Source organism: Niallia oryzisoli (assembly GCF_036670025.1).
In the GTDB taxonomy this organism is placed as follows: domain Bacteria; phylum Bacillota; class Bacilli; order Bacillales; family Cytobacillaceae; genus Bacillus_BD; species Bacillus_BD oryzisoli.
Map to the genome: position 1 here is coordinate 5,996,593 of NZ_CP137640.1, position 17,849 is coordinate 6,014,441.

Below are 17,849 nucleotides of genomic sequence, written 5' to 3' on the forward strand. Positions count from 1 at the left end.
TTTCTTATTGCGAATGATCTTGCTGTAAAAATTCTGCTGCCTTTTCAATCGTTTCCTTGATTTCCTGAAAGGCTTCTCTATAGATGTCAACGGGGCCGCCAAACGGGTCAGCAATATCAGGATGCCCGTCTAATTTGGCGAATTCCTTTAAGGTAAATGTTTTTGATCGAGCGTTTGGATATCTGACCAGAATGTTGTCTTTGTGTCCGGTTGTCATCGTTAAAATAAAATCAGCCCACTCCACCAGCGAATCATCGAGCATCGATGCCGAATGGTCGTGCGGAATTTCCTGTTCATCTAATACCCTTTTTGCATTTGTCGAAGCGGCACTCCCCTTTTGCGCAAAAATTCCCGCTGACCGCACTTCAATCCCCGGAATCGCCATGTTTCTGAGAATCGATTCGGCCATTGGACTTCTGCACGTATTTCCCGTACAAACAAATAACACACAAGTCATGTCACCATCTCCTTTATATAAGATTATAAAATAATTCTATCTAGTTCCATAGACATATGATGAACTTTTTCTAGTTATTAACAGATTGAGGTTAATTATATTTTACTTTTAAAAAATAACAGCGTAAGAAAAATACACCCATCAACGGGTGTATTTTACAGAGGAAACAGCAGCTTGATTCCGAAGAAAAGCAGGATTGCGCCTCCCAGCACTTCACTATATTTCCCAAGCCAATCTTGAACGCGGCGACCGATTAGTAAACCGAACCACGATAAAAGCGTGGCACCTGCACCGAAGCAGGCCAGAACGACCACCGTTTGCGCCCCGTATATGCCCAAGGAAAGCCCCACCGAAAAACTATCGAGGCTGACGCTGAGCGCAAACAAAATTAAACCGAAACCGACAGGCGTGATTAGTCTTGCATCATCATTCCCCAGGCTTGACCAGATCATCTGCACTCCTAAAATCATAAGCAGCGCACCGCCAATATAAACGGCAACAGTCCCGAACTGATCTGATAAAAAGCGGCCGGCCACCATTCCAAACAACGGCATAAAGATATGAAAAATACCAATCGTCATTCCAATGTAAAAAACCTGCCGCATCCTCAGCTTATACATCCCCATCCCCAAGCTGATTGAAAAAGCATCCATGCCCAGTGCAAAAGCCATAATGATGATCGTAATGAATTCCCCAATAATTGGCGGCATCCCAATTCCCCCTCGGACGTGCTATTTCAACATATGCAAGTCCGAGTAGAATTAGAAGCGGGAGATTTTTTGCCCGGTGGAGTGATGTTTAGATTGAGTAATAGCGGCTATCCACAGTCTATAATTTTACAGTAAATGTAAAAGTGTGGATATGTGGTTAATAACCTCGGATATATCGTTAATATCCGAGGATAAGTAGTCGAATTCCGCGGATAAACCCTCAAAAACGGCGGATTCCATTCAGACTGCAGGTTATCCACAGATTTTTTTCGGAAAAACAAATAAAGAATAATTATATTTGTGGATATCGCCATAAAAAGTTTGCTTTTTTGTTAGAAAATACAACTTTCCACTTCAAATTGCACTTAATCTGTGGATGATTTGTTGATAACGAAGCAGCGGCATGGAAATCTGGCGGCTTTTTTACCCGCTAATAGTTGAATATGTGGATACTCTGTTGAAAAGTACCTTTTTCCGGCTCAGAACGAACCACTCCTCTGAATATGTGTACAACCTGTTGAAAACCACTTCCCATGACTGAATAAATTATCATCTACTTTGTTTATTCCAGAGTTGCTATAATAGGTTGGCATACATTCTTATAGAAAGCTAGGTACTTTCCATGAAGAAAAAGTTACTTTTTACTGGGGCAGGAATTTTGGTCTTTCTCCTACTGTTTTACGGTACGTATCAATTAGCGACATCACGCGACTTTCAGCTTTTTGGCGGTCTCACCTCACAGGTGGAAACGAACAAAAAAGTGGTTGCTTTGACCTTCGACGATGGACCAACTGAAAACGTTAATGGAATTTTACCCTTATTGGACAAATACAATGTGAAAGCGACGTTTTTTCTCATTGGCCAGGATATCGAGAAATATCCAGAAGGTACTGAGCAAATTGCTGCGGCAGGCCACCAAATTGGAAATCACACCTATTCACATAACCGCATGGTGTTCAAAACGCCTTCTTTTATAAAAGAAGAACTTGAAAAAACGGATCAATTGATTCGAGAGGCTGGCTATGAAGGCGACATCGACTTTCGTCCGCCATACGGAAAAAAGCTCGTCGGTTTGCCTTATTATCTAAAAAAACATAACAAAGAATCGATCACTTGGAATCTCGAACCCGACAGCTATTACAGTGCTGCATCGGACAAGGTAAAATATGTTGAGGAAAATGTAAAACCGGGGTCGATTATTCTCGTCCATCCGATGTATGGAGACTTGGTGCAAGCACTGCAAACCATCGAGGGGATCATTCAATCCTTGCAGGAAAAAGGCTATACATTTGTAACCGTCGATGAATTGCAGAAATTATAAAAAACATATGATCGAGTTACGTTTCGCCAGTGCGAACAAAAATTACCATCACATAAGAAAACGCTGATGCTTCTGCCTGCATCAGCGTTTATTTTATGCTATTAACCTTCATCGTTTCTGTATTCTAAAATATCTCCCGGCTGACAGTCTAAAGCCTTACAAATCGCCTCTAAAGTGGTAAATCGGATCGCTTTTGCCTTTCCATTTTTTAATATCGAAAGGTTTGCCATGGTGATTCCTACCCGCTCCGAAAGTTCTGTTACGCTCATTTTCCTTTTTGCCAGCATCACATCAATATTAATTACTATTGCCATTGTTTTCACCTCAAACGATTAATTCATTTTCCGATTTGATATCAATCGCTTCTTGTAACAGTCTGTGAAGAACAGCAGCAAAGACAGCAATCACCATTGAAGCAAAAACAGGAACCATTCCGATGATGATGAGACCGGGTGCATCATCCAGCTCTGCAACGAGATAAACAAACGGCAAAATGACCACATACAAACCACTGATGATCATAGCACATATTTTGATCTTCTTGAGAGCTTTAACCGACAATTCAGAGAAAGCTTCGTTCTTGTCAATATAGCTCAAAAGTTTTAAAGCCTGATACAAGGCAGCGAAAAACGGGACCACCGATACATACATCCCGATTACGATGGGATAGAGGATTTGGGCATAATCTGGAATTGCCGGATTTTTCGCTAAATAAAACATCCCAAATATACTCAACGCAAGAACTGGAGTTCCAATAAGAAAAATAGCTATTTTTAAAAAGAGTGTTGATACTTGTTTCATAAAAAGCACCTCACCAATTTATTGTCTATTTGAATTTACCATGTGGCTTATCGTTTATCAATAAATTTTTATTGATAAGATTAACTTACTCCACTATTTTCAGACTTATTCACAGCTTCTTCCCTTTATCCACAACAACAAAAAAAGGCATCCAAAATTGAGCCAACCACTGGCCCAATTTCAGATACCTTTTTTTACCCTTTAATCACTCGCTGCCCTGCCGCCTTCATGAGCCGGTTCATAATAGCATTTCCGACACCTTCATTCGGAAACATCTCGCTGTAAATCAGGTCGATGTTCTGCTTATTGAAGCTGCGCAAAGCTTCATAAATCGAATGGGCAACCGTTTCTAAACGTCCTCGTTCGCCACAGGCAAAAATAAAGTCCGCATCATAAAAGGTTTCGTTCTCCTTTGTCGTGAGAACGCCCACCTTTTTGCCTTCTCCCCGCTGTTCATTGATCCTTTTTTGAATTTCTTCCCTTGTTCCATCGACAAGATAAAGCGGCGCATCCGGTGCGTAGTGGCGATATTTCATTCCCGGAGCTTTCGGCGCTTCCTTTTCATCGCTCAAAGCAGGATCGACATGTACTTCCCCGACCACCGCTTCCAGCTGTTCCTTCGTGACACCGCCCGGACGAAGAATGACCGGGATTTCCGTCGTACAATCAATGACCGTTGATTCTACGCCAACACCTGTTGGACCGCCGTCCACAATGCCCGCGATCCTTCCGTCCAGATCCTCTTTTACATGCAAAGCCGTTGTCGGACTCGGCTTTCCTGACCGATTCGCACTTGGAGCAGCAATCGGCAATCCCGATGCCTTCAGAACTGCCAATGCCACGGGATGATCCGGCATTCTAACTCCAACCGTCTCCAATCCAGCTGTTGCCTTTTTGGAAATAAATCCCTTTTTCAACGGAAAAATAATCGTCAACGGACCCGGCCAAAAGCGGTCCATCAAGAGCTGTGACTTCGCTGAAATCTCTGTCACAAAGTCAGTTAACTGGCTTTGCTCAGCAATATGAATTATTAACGGATTATCACTCGGACGTCCTTTTGCCGCAAAAATCTTTTCGACTGCTAAATCCTCTTTCGCATTTCCGCCCAGCCCATAAACGGTTTCAGTTGGAAACGCAACTACTTCATTTTTTGCTAAAAAATCAGCGGCCTGTTGAATCTGTGGATAATTTTCCAGATTATCCACAAACTTATCCACTGACCAATAATTTGTATTCATTATTATCCACCTTCAAAAATACCAAAATTTACGCTAATTTCCTTTGAAAGTATAAAAGAAGATGGTGTACAACTCAAGCCTTATCCACAAATTGTGGATAAAAACCTTAATTTTGTGGATAATTTTGTGGATATTAACAACTTTTAGAGCGATATCTTTAAAAATACCGAGTTATCCACAGTTAGAATGTGTTGAACGTGTCCTGCTTCGGATAGAGAAAGAGGCAGCTCCGACTTCTTAATCTGTTGAAAACCAAGGAGCTCAACCAGCTTGATCGCACCAAGCTTATTGGTGGCCATGAAGATTTCAGACATGCCCTTTTCCGTAGCTCGGAGGAAAATTTGCTCAAATAAAATATACACATCATTTTTCATCGTTTGCGATGTCATGACCAGCGAGCGCAGCAGGCCAACCTCGCCAAACTGCTCAATGCCAATTGTTGCCTGAATATCACCCATTTCATCCTCCATGATGAGAAATGAATCAATGGTTCCCACCACCCCTTCTGTACTCAGACCGGCCCGCTCTAGAAATGTCACCAAGTTATCCACATCATCTGTGAGTGCACACCGTATTACAGCGCTCATACAACTCCCTCCTAATTTCATATCGATAAACTATTAATATGAAAAAATAGAGAAAGTAGAACCTTTATTTTAGCTAAAAGCATAAAAGCACAAAATTATAGGAGAACAATGGTTTGTTCAAGTATTACTCATTATATATAAGCAGCAGCACGTTTTTCAAGAAATGCTAAATACCTTCTTTTTCCTCCATGCTGTTTGCTCTGACAGCTAATTTTGCATTTAGTTGTTTTACCAAGATTATTTAATCATTTAGTTGTGTCCAATTATTGACTATTTCACAAGAAGAAGTATAGTAATTATCATTAAAGTTACCTAGGGTAACTATTTAAAAGGAGATCATGCCATGCAAAGTTTTTTCCATGTTTTATACCAGCCCTTAATGTTAAAAAACTTCCATTACTAGAACTGTTCAGCAATTGGAAAGGGTATTACCAAGGGATTACAGGAAAAAATAAAATAAAAAACTTTTAGGGTGGGGAGAAAATATGAATAAGGTTAAATTGTGGACAAAAGATTTCTTGATTGTTTCAATAGCAAACTTTTTTCTTTACTTTACCTTTTATTTATTAATGGTCGCTTTAACAACATTTGCTACGGAAAAATTTCTAGCAACACCAAGCGAGGCTGGTCTTGCGTCCGGGATATTTGTCATCGGAACACTGATTGCCCGCCTTTTTTCCGGAAAATCGATTGACTAGGTTGGCTGGAAGAAAATGCTTTATATTGGCTTTATTTTTTTCCTGATTACGACCTGTTTATATTTTATCGTAACCAATTTTTCATTCTTGCTAATTAATCGATTTTTAAATGGAGCAGCGCTAGGAATGGCGTCTACTGCAACAGGAACCATTGTTGCCAAAATTATTCCAAATGAACGCCGTGGAGAAGGAACTGGCTATTATGCCTTAAGTGTTGTCCTTGCGGCGGCTTTTGGTCCTTTTTTAGGAATGATGCTTACCCATCAGATAGGGCTGATGAGTAATTTCATTTTATGTTCAATTGTGTTAGTCATTAGTTTTATAACCATCTTCTTTTTAAAGGTCCCACAAGTAACATCTACAAAGAAAAAGGTGGAAAAACAGGGTGGATTCTCACTTCAGCATTTCTTTGAGGTAAAAGCCATTCCAATTGCCATTATTGCCTTTTTTGTTGCTTTTGGGTATTCAAGTATTTTAACTTTTCTCACTGCCTATACACAGGAAATTCACTTAGCTAACATCGGCAGTTTCTTCTTTGTTGTCTATGCCTTATTCACTGTCGCTTCCAGACCGTTCACAGGACGGCTGTTTGATGAAAGAGGCGAAAATTGGGTCATGTATCCGTCATTCATTTCCTTTGCGATTGGTTTGCTTATCCTAGGTGAAGCACATCAAGGCATTGCACTTTTAATAGCCGGAGGGCTTGTTGGTCTTGGCTATGGGACGTTTTCAGCCAGTGCCCAGGCGATTTCAATTAAAGTGTCACCAAAGGAACACATGGGATTAGCTACCTCCACCTACTTTATCTTTTTAGATGCAGGAATCGGTATCGGTCCTTTCGTCCTTGGCATGCTCGTGCCATCCATTGGCTACCGCGGAATGTATGTAAGTATGGCCGTCGTATTATTTATCTGCTTCTTCTTATATTATTTCTTACACGGACGAAGCACTAATACTTTAAAACTTAAACGGACGGTATAAGAATGGCTCATTTGGAGGAGCAAGCTTGGCAAAGGCCTCCTTAGAGATGCTGCTTATTTTAGGCAAACCGACCTTCATGATTGATCGAACCGTAATTAGAGCGCACCAAAAAGGAAAGAAGATCATCTTCTTTCCTTTTTTTAACCAAATAAACTATCCCAAATTTCCTTCACAAAAAATTTCACTTCAACTGGTTGTTCATCTTCACTTGTGTAAACAGGAGCCTGTTTTTTATTGTCTTTTGCTTTTGTTTCAACATCTTCTTTTGCAGAAGCAGGCTTGTCTTGTTTATCTTCTGTTTTCACAGTAGACTCGGCTTCTTTTTCAACTGATGGTTTTGGGGTTTCTTTGCTTTCAGGTGATTGATTTTGAGTTTCTTTTTTATCTACTGGCTGATCTTTTTCCTCAACTGCTACTTCACTGACTGCTGCTGTTTCGGTAACTTCTTCTGCTATAGCCTTTTCTTGGGCATCCTCTTGTACAGTAGATTCTACAGCACCATCTTCTTTATCAGTGGACTTTTGCTTATCAGACTTCTTTTCAGCAGACCGCTCTTCTTCTTCATCAAACCCTTCACTAACAGCTACTCCGCTTGAAAAATCAAGAAAGCATAACGGCGGGAATAGCACACACCACCAGTTAGCGCCTGTGCCCTCGCCTAGCGTGATCAGAATCGCTTCATACTGCCCTGCAGGATATAAGAATTGTCCATAAAGCTTAGTTGGGAAATCTACTTTGCCAAACTCGACCTTTACCGTTTGGTTCACATTTTCTTCAGCCAAAACCTCTTCGGCGATCTTCTGAATTTCCGGAATACCAGATTTAATAACTTTCCTTGCTTCCTCTTTGGAAGTGAGGTCAGATACCCATTTTGTTATTTCTTTATTGACCTCGTCTCTGACCAATCTTTTAACAGCCTGGTCCTCGCTACTGTCGCTGTTAGCGAGAATGCGAAGACGAATTGCATCATTGGGAATAACTACGGCATCGTTCGCCGTTACTTCATTTTTCGGAATATATAAACTTAAAACTGTACCAATTGATAAAATAAATAAATAAATGATTGCTAGATTTTTACGTTTCATATATGGCACCGTCCCTTCACTAACCCATTGTGGACAGGATGCCGGATTTTTAAACTAGCAAATAAGTAAAATTTTTAATAGATTTGCGGGTGGTGTCCATTTACGGTGTCAGGCACCGCAAGTGGACATTTTTAGTCATTTTGTCCTTTTGCGGTGCCTGATACCGTGTCAATCAACGCCGATTTCCATAAACACCATTCTGTCTTTCCCGTTAATGTCATAGACCGTTTCTATATGAGCCTCTGGGAATGCCTTCTGCAGCAGCCCGGAGACGGCTTTGCTTTGTCCGGCGCCTACTTCAAAGCCAACCATTGCTTTTTCTTTTAGCACAATAGGAAGCTCTTCGGCAAATTGGCGGTATAAATCAAGGCCGTCTTCACCGGCAAACAGGGCAGTATGTGGTTCATGCGCTGTGACGACAACGGACATATCCACCTTATCTCCAAGTGGAATATACGGCGGATTAGAAATCACCACATCAAACTTCCGCCCTGCCTCGATAAACGGCTGCAGCAGGTCTCCTTTTACAAATTCAACATCAGCACCTAGCCGTTCCGCATTTCCATGAGCAACAGCCAAAGCTCCCTCCGAAATATCGCTCGCAGTCACCGAAAGTTCGGGGCGCTCCAATTTTAGCGAAATGGCAATCGCCCCGCTGCCTGTTCCGATATCAACCACATCCATAGATTGATCCCCGCCAAACCGCTGGGACACCCGCGTAAGTGCCCCAAGCACAAGTTCCTCTGTCTCAGGCCTTGGGATTAACACACACTCATTCACACGGAAGGTACGGCCGTAAAACTCCTCATGGCCGATTATGTACTGAACCGGTGTCCCCTCACCATGAAGCTCCACGGCCCCGTGGAAACGGTTTTCCACCTCAATATCCAGTTCCTCACGCAGATTCGCCAGCATCTTTGTACGATCCATTTGTAAGAAAAAACGCAGCAATAATTCACCGGCATTTTCGTCACGTTCTTTTTCTTTTAAAAAAGAAGAAGCCCATTGAAGAGCTTCATATATTTTCGTCATATCTTAATCCTCTGCACTTTCCAATTTGCTTGATTGTTCTTCTAAAATAAGGGCATCAACGATATCGTCAATTTTCCCTTGCAGGATTTGGTCAAGCTTTTGAATGGTCAGTCCAATTCGGTGGTCTGTAACGCGGTTTTGCGGGAAGTTATAAGTACGGATACGCTCAGAGCGGTCACCTGTACCGACAGCTGATTTACGCTGCTGGTCATACTCAGCCTGCGCTTCACGCTGGAATTTATCGTACACGCGGGCACGAAGAACCTTCATCGCCTTTTCTTTGTTCTTGATTTGCGATTTTTCATCCTGACAGGAAACAACGGTCCCTGTTGGCAAGTGTGTTAAACGAACGGCTGACATCGTGGTGTTAACACTTTGTCCGCCAGGTCCGCTGGAAGCAAATGTGTCGACACGGATATCCTTATCATGAATCTCTACTTCCACTTCCTCTGTCTCAGGAAGAACCGCAACTGTTGCAGTTGATGTATGGATTCGACCGCCTGATTCTGTTTCAGGAACACGCTGTACGCGGTGTGCTCCATTTTCAAACTTCAGCTTAGAATAAGCGCCTTTTCCGTTAATCATGAAAATAATCTCTTTATAACCGCCGACACCTGTTGTACTTGCTTCGATGACATCCGTTTTCCAGCCCTGCACTTCGGCAAACTTGCTGTACATACGGTATAAGTCACCAGCGAACAATGCAGCCTCGTCACCGCCAGCAGCACCGCGGATTTCCATGATAACGTTTTTGTCATCATTAGGATCCTTCGGGATTAACAGAATTCTAAGCCTTGCTTCTAGCTCTTCCATGCGGTCTTCTAATTCAGAAAGCTCTTCTTTCACCATTTCCCGCATTTCCGGGTCAAGCTTATCATCGAGCATTTCCTTTGCATCATTTAATTGCTCTTTCACTTCTTTATATTCACGATAAGCCATAACAGTTTCTTGTATATCGGACTGCTCTTTTGAATAGTCACGTAGTTTATTTGTATCACTAACAATGGCTGGATCACTTAACAGCTCGTTCAGCTTTTCATAGCGATCCTCCACAGCTTGAAGACGATCAAACATGGTCATTCACCTCATTTAATAAAAATAAAACATATAAGTATTTTAAGCGTAAAAAGTCGGTGCTGATTGGATTCCCGGCACCTTACGCAATTCGTTCTAATGTATAGCATTCTAATTATAGTATAGGCATTTTTCTTCGTCAAAACCCTATTTTGGAAGCAAAAGAACCGTCCCTCTGCTTTTTGAAGCAGGGGGACGGTTCTCCTGCTTCCAAATCTCTGAACATCAAAAAACAGGCAAGACTGAAACTTGCCTGTTTTTGTTTTAGCTTTTTATTACTTAAGACCGTATTTTTTGTTGAAACGATCAACACGACCGCCGGCTTCAGCGAATTTTTGACGTCCTGTGTAGAATGGGTGACATTCAGAACATGTCTCAACACGGATTGATTCTTTAACTGAGCCAGTTTCGAATTCGTTACCACAAGCACATTTCACTGTAGCTTTTTTGTAATTAGGATGAATTCCTGCTTTCATTCCTTTTCAGCTCCTTCCGCCCTGAATCTTTCGAAACAGAGTTATATGTTACAGCGTTACGATTGTACGCTATTTTTTACTGAAAAACACTCTTCATATTATAGCAAGGACTATTTTGAAATGCAACTTCTGTTTTATTCCTATTTTGAACTCTGTTAAACAGGGTTGTTGATTTCCGTTCCAGGCACTTCGCTTTCCGGCGGGAGTCTGCGTGCCTTCCGCTGCAATCAACAAGTGCATAAAAATCAAATTGTTCTTAACAAAGTAATTTTTTTAAAATAGTATCGGCTAAAGTGGCAAATCCAATTACTTACGAACGTTTCGCCTTCATCTCATCATTCAACGTAGCAAAGAAATCCTCATTTGATTTTGTCTGCTTTAGCTTACGAAGGAATTTCTCGGCAAAGTCTGGTGCGTCTGACATTGATTTACGGATGGCCCATAATAGGTCAAGACGGTCTTTTGGAATCAGAAGCTCTTCCTTACGTGTACCTGAACGGCGAATGTCGATAGCCGGGAAGATTCTTCTTTCTGCCAACGAGCGGTCCAGATGAAGCTCCATATTACCAGTTCCTTTGAATTCCTCATAGATGACGTCGTCCATCCGGGAGCCTGTGTCAACAAGCGCTGTTGCCAAAATCGTTAAACTGCCGCCTTCTTCAATATTACGGGCAGCCCCGAAGAAGCGCTTCGGCCGATGGAACGCTGCCGGGTCAATCCCCCCTGACAGTGTACGTCCGCTTGGCGGAATCACAAGGTTGTAGGCACGCGCCAATCTTGTAATACTATCCATTAAAATAACAACATCGCGTTTGTGCTCAACTAAGCGCATCGCACGTTCCAGCACAAGCTCTGCTACTTTAATGTGGTTTTCCGGTACTTCGTCAAAGGTTGAGCTGACAACATCGCCGGCAACAGAGCGTTCAATGTCTGTTACCTCTTCCGGGCGTTCATCAATTAGAAGTACGATTAATTCTGCTTCCGGATGGTTCGTTGTTACGCTGTTGGCGATTTCTTTAATCAGCATCGTTTTCCCTGCTTTTGGCGGTGCGACAATCAGACCGCGCTGGCCGAAACCGACCGGTGCCACGACATCCATGATGCGCGTTGAAATATTTTTGTGTGTTGTTTCAAGCTTCATTTGTCGGTTTGGATATAAAGGTGTTAAGGCTGGAAAATGAACACGTTCCTTCGATGTTTCAGGGTCATCACCATTTACTGCTTCAACCTGCAGTAAGCCGAAATACCGTTCATTTTCTTTTGGCGGACGGACTTTACCCGATACCTTATCCCCGTTTCTGAGATCAAAGCGGCGGATCTGAGAGGCAGAAATATAAATATCCTCTGAACTTGGAGAGTAATTAATTGGTCTTAAGAATCCGAAGCCCTCTGATTGAATGATTTCGAGGACACCTTCCATGAAAAAGTACCCTTCCTGCTCGGCACGTGCTTTTAAAATGGCGAAAATTAATTCCTTTTTTGTAAGCTTGCTGTAATACGATACCTTATATTCTCGAGCTAATTCGTATAGCTCTTTTAACTTCATATTCTCTAAACTTGATATATTTAATCCCATGATTCCACCACTCTTTTGAATTTTCAATCATTCCCTCCACGAGCAGAACATTCAGGCAGTAGTTTATGAAAGGCAAAAGGAAGATTTTATTAGTTGCTTGAGGTTCTTACTTTTGAAGAATGTCTTATACGTGAGTTTGAATATTTGAAGACAAAAATAATGTTTATTTTACCCTCTCCTGCGAAACTAAACAATATTTATTTTTTAAAATAGGGAATGAAATGATCTTGATCTATATGAAAGTGCAGCAGCTTTTCAGAAAGTAGCTGCTAGCTGCTGCTTTTACTCTTCTGAAAGGAAAGTATAGATTTATCTATACACGGAAGGCTATTGCGAGCACCTGCCCTGATGCCCGGGAAGGTGCTCTTTTTATTTATTAAAAATTAACCAATAACCAAGTTTGGTTTTTTCTTTAAGCTGTGTCTGCCTTCAATGAAACGGACTGTTCCTGATTTTGCACGCATAACGACTGAATGTGTAGTTGCATGTGAGCCTTTGAATTGAACTCCACGCAGTAATTCACCGTCTGTGATACCTGTTGCGGCAAAAATAGCATCGTCACCCTTGACTAAATCATCCATCAAAAGGACTTTGCTTGGATCTACACCCATCTTTAAGCAGCGTTGTAATTGCGCATCGTCTTCCGGAAGTAATTTTCCTTGAAGTTCTCCGCCAAGGCATTTTAAAGCAACAGCAGCAAGGACACCCTCAGGCGCTCCGCCGGCTCCAAATAAAATGTCAACGCCGGTAAAATCAAATGCCGTATTAATGGCTCCAGCCACGTCACCGTTTTCGATTAACTTGATCCGGGCACCGGCTTCTCTTATCTGCTGAATGATGTGAGCATGGCGTTCGCGATTTAAAATCGTTGCCACGACATCTTCTATATTCTTATTTTTTGCTTTTGCTACTGCTTTCAGATTATCGATAACAGGTGCATTGATATCGATACAGCCGACACATTCTGGTCCAACCGCAATTTTATCCATATACATATCAGGAGCGTGCAGCAGGTTTCCTTTATCCGCAATTGCAAGAACAGCAAGTGCGTTCCAGCCACCGGCAGCAAGAATTTCTGTACCTTCTACCGGGTCAACAGCTACGTCAACTTCAGGTCCCATACCCGTTCCAAGCTTCTCCCCGATATAAAGCATCGGCGCTTCATCCATTTCCCCTTCACCGATAACAACTGTACCCTTCATGTCAACCGTATTAAAAATATCGCGCATTGCGGTTGTTGCAGCATCATCTGCTTCATCCTTTTTTCCGCGGCCCATCCAACGCGCAGATGCCTGCGCTGCACCCTCTGTCACACGAACCAATTCCATTGTTAAACTTCTTTCCACTTTCATTTCCCCCTTAGTATTTCCCTTTGTAACCACCATAGATGTCATTTTCTCTATAATAGAGTTTCCGCTTTATTATTTTCAAGCGCCGCCGTAAAAGCTATCAAGTACCGGCACCTGAAGAAAACACTGCATATCCAGCAAACAAGCACCTAAGCATTTTTCGTCTCTTCAATTTCATCCTTGGATAAGTTTTCACGCCAAACGGTGGCACCAAGACCGTTTAGTTTTTCTACCATGTGACTGTATCCGCGGTCAATATGTTCAAGTCCCGTTACTTCTGTCACTCCATCAGCCATTAAACCGGCAATCACAAGTGCAGCGCCTGCCCGCAGGTCACTCGCCTTCACTTTTGCCCCTTCAAGCTGAATTGTTCCATTAATAACGGCAGAGCGTCCCTCTACTTTAATCGTTGCATTCATTCTCCTTAGCTCATCAATATGTTTAAAGCGAGCACCATAAATTGTATCGGTGACAATGCTTGTCCCCTCTGCCCTTGTTAATAGAGAAGTAAGCGGCTGCTGCAGGTCCGTTGGAAAACCTGGATACACAAGCGTTTTGATGTCGACTGCTTTCATTTTTTCTACCGAGCGGACAAAGACTTGGTCATCATTCACTTCAATATGGACGCCCATTTCCCGAAGCTTTGCAAGCAATGATTCTAAATGCTGTGGAATCACATTATCCACCAGCACTCCTTTACCGACAGCTGCGCCGAGAATAATATACGTTCCTGCTTCAATCCGGTCTGGAATGATCGTGTGACGGCAGCCGTGAAGCGTGTCTACCCCATCAATCCGAATTACATCGGTACCGGCACCTTTAATTTTTGCTCCCATATTGGTCAGCAATGTGGCCACATCAATGATTTCTGGTTCCTTTGCTGCGTTTTCAATAATCGTACGTCCTTTCGCACGAACGGCCGCAAGCATAATGTTAATTGTTGCCCCGACACTAACAACATCCAGGTAAATCCGAGCCCCCTTCAGTTCGTCAGCACGAAGATAAATTGCACCCTGTTCATTGCTTACGGAAGCTCCAAGTGCTTCAAACCCTTTAATATGCTGATCGATTGGGCGCGGGCCAAGATGACATCCGCCAGGCAATCCAATAACAGCTTTTTTGAAACGGCCAAGCATTGCCCCCATTAGATAATAGGAAGCGCGAAGCATTTTGACTTTTCCGTTCGGCAAGGGCATGGAAATCATTGTTGAAGGGTCAACCGTCATATCATTGTCGGTGAAATCCACTTTCCCGCCAATTTCTTCAAGTAATCCTTTTAAAATCTGGACATCAGAGATATCAGGCAGCCCTTCAATCGTTACAGGAGAATCAGCGAGAATAGTGGCTGGAATTAATGCGACCGCACTATTTTTAGCACCGCTGATCCGAACTGTCCCTTTTAACGGATAGCCGCCTGCAATCATTAATTTTTCCATTTTGAACTCCCTTCAAAGTCATGTTGTACTTATATTTATTCTTCTTACACATATCAGAAGATCATGCTTGTTTTTTTCGAAGGCTTAATTGTTATTATTTATCTTTCACACACCTATTCTTTATTTTACACAAAAAATAAGCTACTTCTATCAAATTGGAAAAATTTTTCCCTATTTTACTAAAATTTTTCTGAAAATACTATGCTGGAAAAGTAATTCTTAAGGTTTACTTGGGGAAAGGGCTGACTTGGCATCAGTCATCCTCGAGTTTTGGCTGTGCTGGTTAGGAAATCAGCTGCTTTGAAGATGTTGGCTGCGGCACTAATTGAGTGGAAGCGCCAAGTCCTATTGGAACATGGCGCGTCCGGGTTTACAGTGAGGCAAGACGCCTCCGCTTTTCATCGATCCAGCTGCGGTGGCTAGACCCTCGGGGTCATAAGCCAATCCGTCAAGAAGGTTAAAGAACAACCTTCATGCCGGCTCGTCTTATGCCTGTCGGGTCTGGGCAAGCCACCTCCGCTTTTCAGTCTATTCTCTACCCTTCCAATCAGCCAAGAATGCGTCGATTCCTTTGTCTGTTAAAGGATGCTTAAATAGCTGCTGAATAACTTTGAATGGAACAGTTGAGATATGTGCACCTCTTAATGCAGCATCCGTTACGTGTTGTGGGTGTCTGATAGAAGCGGCGATAATTTCTGTTTCAATTCCATGGATGGCAAAGATTTCAGCGATCGTTGAAATTAAATCCAGTCCGTTATGGCCGATATCATCAAGTCTGCCTAGGAATGGTGATACGTATGTAGCACCTGCTCTAGCAGCCAACAACGCTTGGTTGGCACTGAAAATAAGCGTTACGTTTGTTTTGATTCCTTCTTTTGACAAAACGGAAACAGCTTTCATTCCATCTGGAGTCATTGGAATTTTTACTGTAATATTTGGTGCAATAGCAGCCAATTCTTTCCCTTCTCTAATCATGCCTTCAGCATCTAATGCGATTACTTCTCCACTTACTGAGCCAGGAACAAGAGTTGCAATTTCACGCAGGCGGTCATGAAAAGAAATATTTTTTTCTTTTGCTACAAGGGAAGGGTTTGTCGTAACACCGGAAATAATCCCTAGTTCATGCGCCTCTTTGATTTCTTCCATATTTGCAGTATCGATAAAAAACTTCATCAGTATACCCCTTTCGGATTAAAAATTTTAATAAGTAATGCCATTTTATTGTTTGCAAAAGGTTTGTAAATAAACCAAGCATCACATCATGATATGTATTAATGCATTGAAACCGCCTTATGATAAGGCGGTTTCCTATAAAAAAACATTACGATTATGCTTTACCAGCAGAACCAAATTCGCGGATCTTGCCAATAACCGTAGTTTTAATTACTTCACGTGCTGGTCCTAAATATTTACGTGGATCATACACTTCTTTATCCGTATCTAAAATTTCACGGATACGAGCTGTTGAAGCAATTTGGTTTTCCGTATTCACATTAATTTTTGCTGTACCTAATGAAATAGCTTTTTGGATATCCTTTGTTGGAATTCCAGTTCCGCCGTGAAGTACAAGTGGTACACCTGTAGCAACTTTAACTTCTTCCATTTCTTTAAAGCCTAAGTTTGGCTCACCTTTGTATGGACCATGAACAGATCCAAGTGCAGGTGCTAAGCAGTCGATACCTGTACGTTTTACAAGCTCTTCACACTCTTTTGGATCGGCATAGATAACGCCGTCAGCTACTACGTCATCTTCCTGTCCGCCAACTGTTCCAAGCTCAGCCTCAACAGAAACACCTTTTGAGTGAGCATACTCAACAACCTTTGAAGTGGTTTCAACGTTTTCATCAAATGGGTGATGTGATGCATCTATCATAACAGATGTAAAGCCAGCATCGATTGCCTCTTTACACTTTTCAAAACTAGAACCATGATCTAAATGAATCGCAACTGGAACAGTGATTTTTAGATCTTCAAATAAACCTTCAACCATTTTGACAACGGTTTTGAATCCACTCATGTATCGGCCTGCACCTTCAGAAACTCCTAGAATTACCGGTGATTTTTCTTCTTCTGCAGCCTGAAGAATCGCTTGAGCGTACTCAAGGTTATTTACGTTAAATTGGCCTACTGCATAGCCTTCTGATTGTGCTTTTTTCAGCATATCAGTCATTGAAACTAAAGGCATATGTGTTCCTCCCTTTTCTTAAGTGTTCATTCCATATAATGCATATGATTTCAGTTTTCCATCTAAAGCTGAAAGTATGTACTTAAGTTTATATAGAACGAAGGAATAAAAATCCATTGCAAATTCCAATACGTATCATATCAAAATAAGCATGGAATTGCTAATATTCCAGAGAAGTTTTATAAACTATTTTCACTCAGAAAAAAGGGTAAACGTTTCCAAGTCAATAAGGAATACCTTTGCGTAAAAATGACTAATTTTTGTCGAAAAAAGTTCGAATCATTCGGCCAAATATTTAGCAACGGCAACACGAATATCTTCAATATCAAATGGCTTCGCAAAATGCGTAATGGCACCTAAATCCATTGCTTCCTGAATCATATCCAGTTCCCCATACGCGGTCATGAGAACGACTTTAATATCCGGCACCATTTCCTTCATTCTTTTTAAAATTTCAATTCCATCCATGCCAGGGATTTTCATATCAAGAAGAACCAAATCTGGTACATTATCCTTTACGATTTCTAACGCCTGCAGACCATTTGCGGCCTGGTACGTATCATAACCTTCCTTTTGCAGGACTTCATTTAGTAATATACGGATCCCGAATTGATCATCTACAATAAGTATTTTCTTTTCCATTGCGACACCTCTTCCTCTGCATTGTAATTCAGAATGTTGACTCATTTATTTTTCAGATTTCACAATTTTGAACAGACTTACTCTTATATTCATATTACATTCTACTTCCCCTTTTGAAAATCCTTCCTGATCTCAATGATTATAAAGAACTATTCTATAACACATTTTACCTTTTCCTAGGAATTATTTATAATGATACAT

19 protein-coding genes are annotated in these 17,849 nt (G+C 41.6%); 3 read left to right on the plus strand and 16 right to left on the minus strand.

Annotated features, from left to right (window positions below; translation table 11 throughout):
• Window positions 1-4: 4 nt before the first annotated feature.
• Both R4Z09_RS29810 and R4Z09_RS29815 read right to left on the minus strand, forming a co-directional pair.
• Window positions 5-457, minus strand: coding sequence for a low molecular weight protein arginine phosphatase (locus tag R4Z09_RS29810; RefSeq protein WP_338450228.1), 453 nt, complete (start codon window positions 455-457; stop codon window positions 5-7).
• 155 nt (window positions 458-612) lie between these two features.
• Window positions 613-1,167 carry a manganese efflux pump MntP family protein gene (locus R4Z09_RS29815; protein WP_338450229.1) on the minus strand — a complete coding sequence of 185 codons (555 nt, stop codon included), beginning with the start codon at window positions 1,165-1,167 and terminating at the stop codon, window positions 613-615.
• A gap of 622 nt (window positions 1,168-1,789) precedes the next feature.
• Here R4Z09_RS29815 and R4Z09_RS29820 point away from each other — a divergent pair.
• A complete protein-coding gene (locus R4Z09_RS29820; RefSeq protein WP_338450230.1) occupies window positions 1,790-2,488 on the plus strand; it encodes a polysaccharide deacetylase family protein in 699 nt (232 codons plus the stop codon).
• 101 nt (window positions 2,489-2,589) lie between these two features.
• On the opposite strand, the gene R4Z09_RS29825 is transcribed toward R4Z09_RS29820, so the two are convergent.
• The 4 genes from R4Z09_RS29825 to R4Z09_RS29840 form a co-directional block, all read right to left on the minus strand.
• Window positions 2,590-2,802, minus strand: coding sequence for a helix-turn-helix transcriptional regulator (locus R4Z09_RS29825; RefSeq protein WP_338450231.1), 213 nt, complete (start codon window positions 2,800-2,802; stop codon window positions 2,590-2,592).
• A gap of 10 nt (window positions 2,803-2,812) precedes the next feature.
• Entirely contained in the window at window positions 2,813-3,289 is a 477-nt protein-coding gene (locus tag R4Z09_RS29830; protein WP_338450232.1) for a DUF2975 domain-containing protein, read from the minus strand.
• Window positions 3,290-3,483: 194 nt separating this feature from the next.
• The gene (locus tag R4Z09_RS29835; RefSeq protein ID WP_338450233.1) at window positions 3,484-4,527 is read right to left on the minus strand and encodes an L-threonylcarbamoyladenylate synthase; all 1,044 of its coding nucleotides are present in this window, start codon (window positions 4,525-4,527) and stop codon (window positions 3,484-3,486) included.
• 143 nt (window positions 4,528-4,670) lie between these two features.
• Window positions 4,671-5,114, minus strand: a complete 444-nt coding sequence (locus tag R4Z09_RS29840) for a hypothetical protein (RefSeq protein ID WP_338450234.1) — start codon at window positions 5,112-5,114, stop codon at window positions 4,671-4,673.
• Between the two features lie 485 nt (window positions 5,115-5,599).
• Here R4Z09_RS29840 and R4Z09_RS29845 point away from each other — a divergent pair, with 485 nt between their 5' ends.
• Together R4Z09_RS29845 and R4Z09_RS29850 are read left to right on the plus strand one after the other, a co-directional pair.
• Window positions 5,600-5,812 carry a hypothetical protein gene (locus R4Z09_RS29845; protein WP_338450235.1) on the plus strand — a complete coding sequence of 71 codons (213 nt, stop codon included), beginning with the start codon at window positions 5,600-5,602 and terminating at the stop codon, window positions 5,810-5,812.
• Between the two features lie 15 nt (window positions 5,813-5,827).
• The gene (locus R4Z09_RS29850; RefSeq protein WP_338450236.1) at window positions 5,828-6,793 is read left to right on the plus strand and encodes an MFS transporter; all 966 of its coding nucleotides are present in this window, start codon (window positions 5,828-5,830) and stop codon (window positions 6,791-6,793) included.
• Window positions 6,794-6,933: 140 nt separating this feature from the next.
• Here the strand turns inward: R4Z09_RS29850 and spoIIR are convergent, their stop codons facing one another.
• From spoIIR to R4Z09_RS29900, 10 genes are all read right to left on the minus strand, one after another.
• Window positions 6,934-7,878: a stage II sporulation protein R gene (spoIIR, locus tag R4Z09_RS29855; protein WP_338450237.1), complete on the minus strand. Its 945-nt coding sequence runs from the start codon at window positions 7,876-7,878 to the stop codon at window positions 6,934-6,936.
• Window positions 7,879-8,046: 168 nt separating this feature from the next.
• Window positions 8,047-8,910 (minus strand): peptide chain release factor N(5)-glutamine methyltransferase, encoded by an 864-nt coding sequence (gene prmC / locus R4Z09_RS29860; protein ID WP_338450238.1) that lies wholly within the window; start codon window positions 8,908-8,910, stop codon window positions 8,047-8,049.
• Window positions 8,911-8,913: 3 nt separating this feature from the next.
• A complete protein-coding gene (gene prfA / locus R4Z09_RS29865) occupies window positions 8,914-9,984 on the minus strand; it encodes a peptide chain release factor 1 (RefSeq protein ID WP_338450239.1) in 1,071 nt (356 codons plus the stop codon).
• Window positions 9,985-10,259: 275 nt separating this feature from the next.
• On the minus strand, window positions 10,260-10,460 hold the full coding sequence (gene rpmE / locus R4Z09_RS29870) for a 50S ribosomal protein L31 (protein ID WP_071393270.1): 201 nt from the start codon (window positions 10,458-10,460) through the stop codon (window positions 10,260-10,262).
• Window positions 10,461-10,770: 310 nt separating this feature from the next.
• Window positions 10,771-12,036 (minus strand): transcription termination factor Rho, encoded by a 1,266-nt coding sequence (gene rho, locus R4Z09_RS29875; protein ID WP_338453399.1) that lies wholly within the window; start codon window positions 12,034-12,036, stop codon window positions 10,771-10,773.
• A gap of 383 nt (window positions 12,037-12,419) precedes the next feature.
• On the minus strand, window positions 12,420-13,382 hold the full coding sequence (gene glpX / locus R4Z09_RS29880; RefSeq protein WP_338450240.1) for a class II fructose-bisphosphatase: 963 nt from the start codon (window positions 13,380-13,382) through the stop codon (window positions 12,420-12,422).
• A gap of 152 nt (window positions 13,383-13,534) precedes the next feature.
• Window positions 13,535-14,821, minus strand: a complete 1,287-nt coding sequence (locus R4Z09_RS29885) for a UDP-N-acetylglucosamine 1-carboxyvinyltransferase (protein WP_338450241.1) — start codon at window positions 14,819-14,821, stop codon at window positions 13,535-13,537.
• A 528-nt stretch (window positions 14,822-15,349) separates the two neighbouring features.
• A complete protein-coding gene (gene fsa / locus R4Z09_RS29890) occupies window positions 15,350-15,994 on the minus strand; it encodes a fructose-6-phosphate aldolase (RefSeq protein ID WP_338450242.1) in 645 nt (214 codons plus the stop codon).
• A gap of 154 nt (window positions 15,995-16,148) precedes the next feature.
• Window positions 16,149-17,006: a class II fructose-bisphosphate aldolase gene (locus R4Z09_RS29895; RefSeq protein ID WP_338450243.1), complete on the minus strand. Its 858-nt coding sequence runs from the start codon at window positions 17,004-17,006 to the stop codon at window positions 16,149-16,151.
• A 279-nt stretch (window positions 17,007-17,285) separates the two neighbouring features.
• Complete coding sequence (locus R4Z09_RS29900) at window positions 17,286-17,648, minus strand: response regulator (RefSeq protein WP_338450244.1); 363 nt, start codon at window positions 17,646-17,648, stop codon at window positions 17,286-17,288.
• Window positions 17,649-17,849: the final 201 nt, after the last annotated feature.

Bases quoted from the DNA above. Each gene is read 5' to 3' on its own strand.
- rpmE (WP_071393270.1), bottom strand. From the start codon at position 10,460: ATGAAAGCAGGAATTCATCCTAATTACAAAAAAGCTACAGTGAAATGT.
- R4Z09_RS29850 (WP_338450236.1), top strand. From the start codon at position 5,828: ATGCTTTATATTGGCTTTATTTTTTTCCTGATTACGACCTGTTTATAT.
- R4Z09_RS29885 (WP_338450241.1), bottom strand. From the start codon at position 14,821: ATGGAAAAATTAATGATTGCAGGCGGCTATCCGTTAAAAGGGACAGTT.
- fsa (WP_338450242.1), bottom strand. From the start codon at position 15,994: ATGAAGTTTTTTATCGATACTGCAAATATGGAAGAAATCAAAGAGGCG.
- R4Z09_RS29830 (WP_338450232.1), bottom strand. From the start codon at position 3,289: ATGAAACAAGTATCAACACTCTTTTTAAAAATAGCTATTTTTCTTATT.
- R4Z09_RS29845 (WP_338450235.1), top strand. From the start codon at position 5,600: ATGAATAAGGTTAAATTGTGGACAAAAGATTTCTTGATTGTTTCAATA.
- R4Z09_RS29825 (WP_338450231.1), bottom strand. From the start codon at position 2,802: ATGGCAATAGTAATTAATATTGATGTGATGCTGGCAAAAAGGAAAATG.
- R4Z09_RS29840 (WP_338450234.1), bottom strand. From the start codon at position 5,114: ATGAGCGCTGTAATACGGTGTGCACTCACAGATGATGTGGATAACTTG.
- R4Z09_RS29895 (WP_338450243.1), bottom strand. From the start codon at position 17,006: ATGCCTTTAGTTTCAATGACTGATATGCTGAAAAAAGCACAATCAGAA.
- R4Z09_RS29820 (WP_338450230.1), top strand. From the start codon at position 1,790: ATGAAGAAAAAGTTACTTTTTACTGGGGCAGGAATTTTGGTCTTTCTC.
- R4Z09_RS29900 (WP_338450244.1), bottom strand. From the start codon at position 17,648: ATGGAAAAGAAAATACTTATTGTAGATGATCAATTCGGGATCCGTATA.
- prfA (WP_338450239.1), bottom strand. From the start codon at position 9,984: ATGTTTGATCGTCTTCAAGCTGTGGAGGATCGCTATGAAAAGCTGAAC.
- prmC (WP_338450238.1), bottom strand. From the start codon at position 8,910: ATGACGAAAATATATGAAGCTCTTCAATGGGCTTCTTCTTTTTTAAAA.
- R4Z09_RS29810 (WP_338450228.1), bottom strand. From the start codon at position 457: ATGACTTGTGTGTTATTTGTTTGTACGGGAAATACGTGCAGAAGTCCA.
- R4Z09_RS29815 (WP_338450229.1), bottom strand. From the start codon at position 1,167: ATGCCGCCAATTATTGGGGAATTCATTACGATCATCATTATGGCTTTT.
- spoIIR (WP_338450237.1), bottom strand. From the start codon at position 7,878: ATGAAACGTAAAAATCTAGCAATCATTTATTTATTTATTTTATCAATT.
- R4Z09_RS29835 (WP_338450233.1), bottom strand. From the start codon at position 4,527: ATGAATACAAATTATTGGTCAGTGGATAAGTTTGTGGATAATCTGGAA.
- rho (WP_338453399.1), bottom strand. From the start codon at position 12,036: ATGGGATTAAATATATCAAGTTTAGAGAATATGAAGTTAAAAGAGCTA.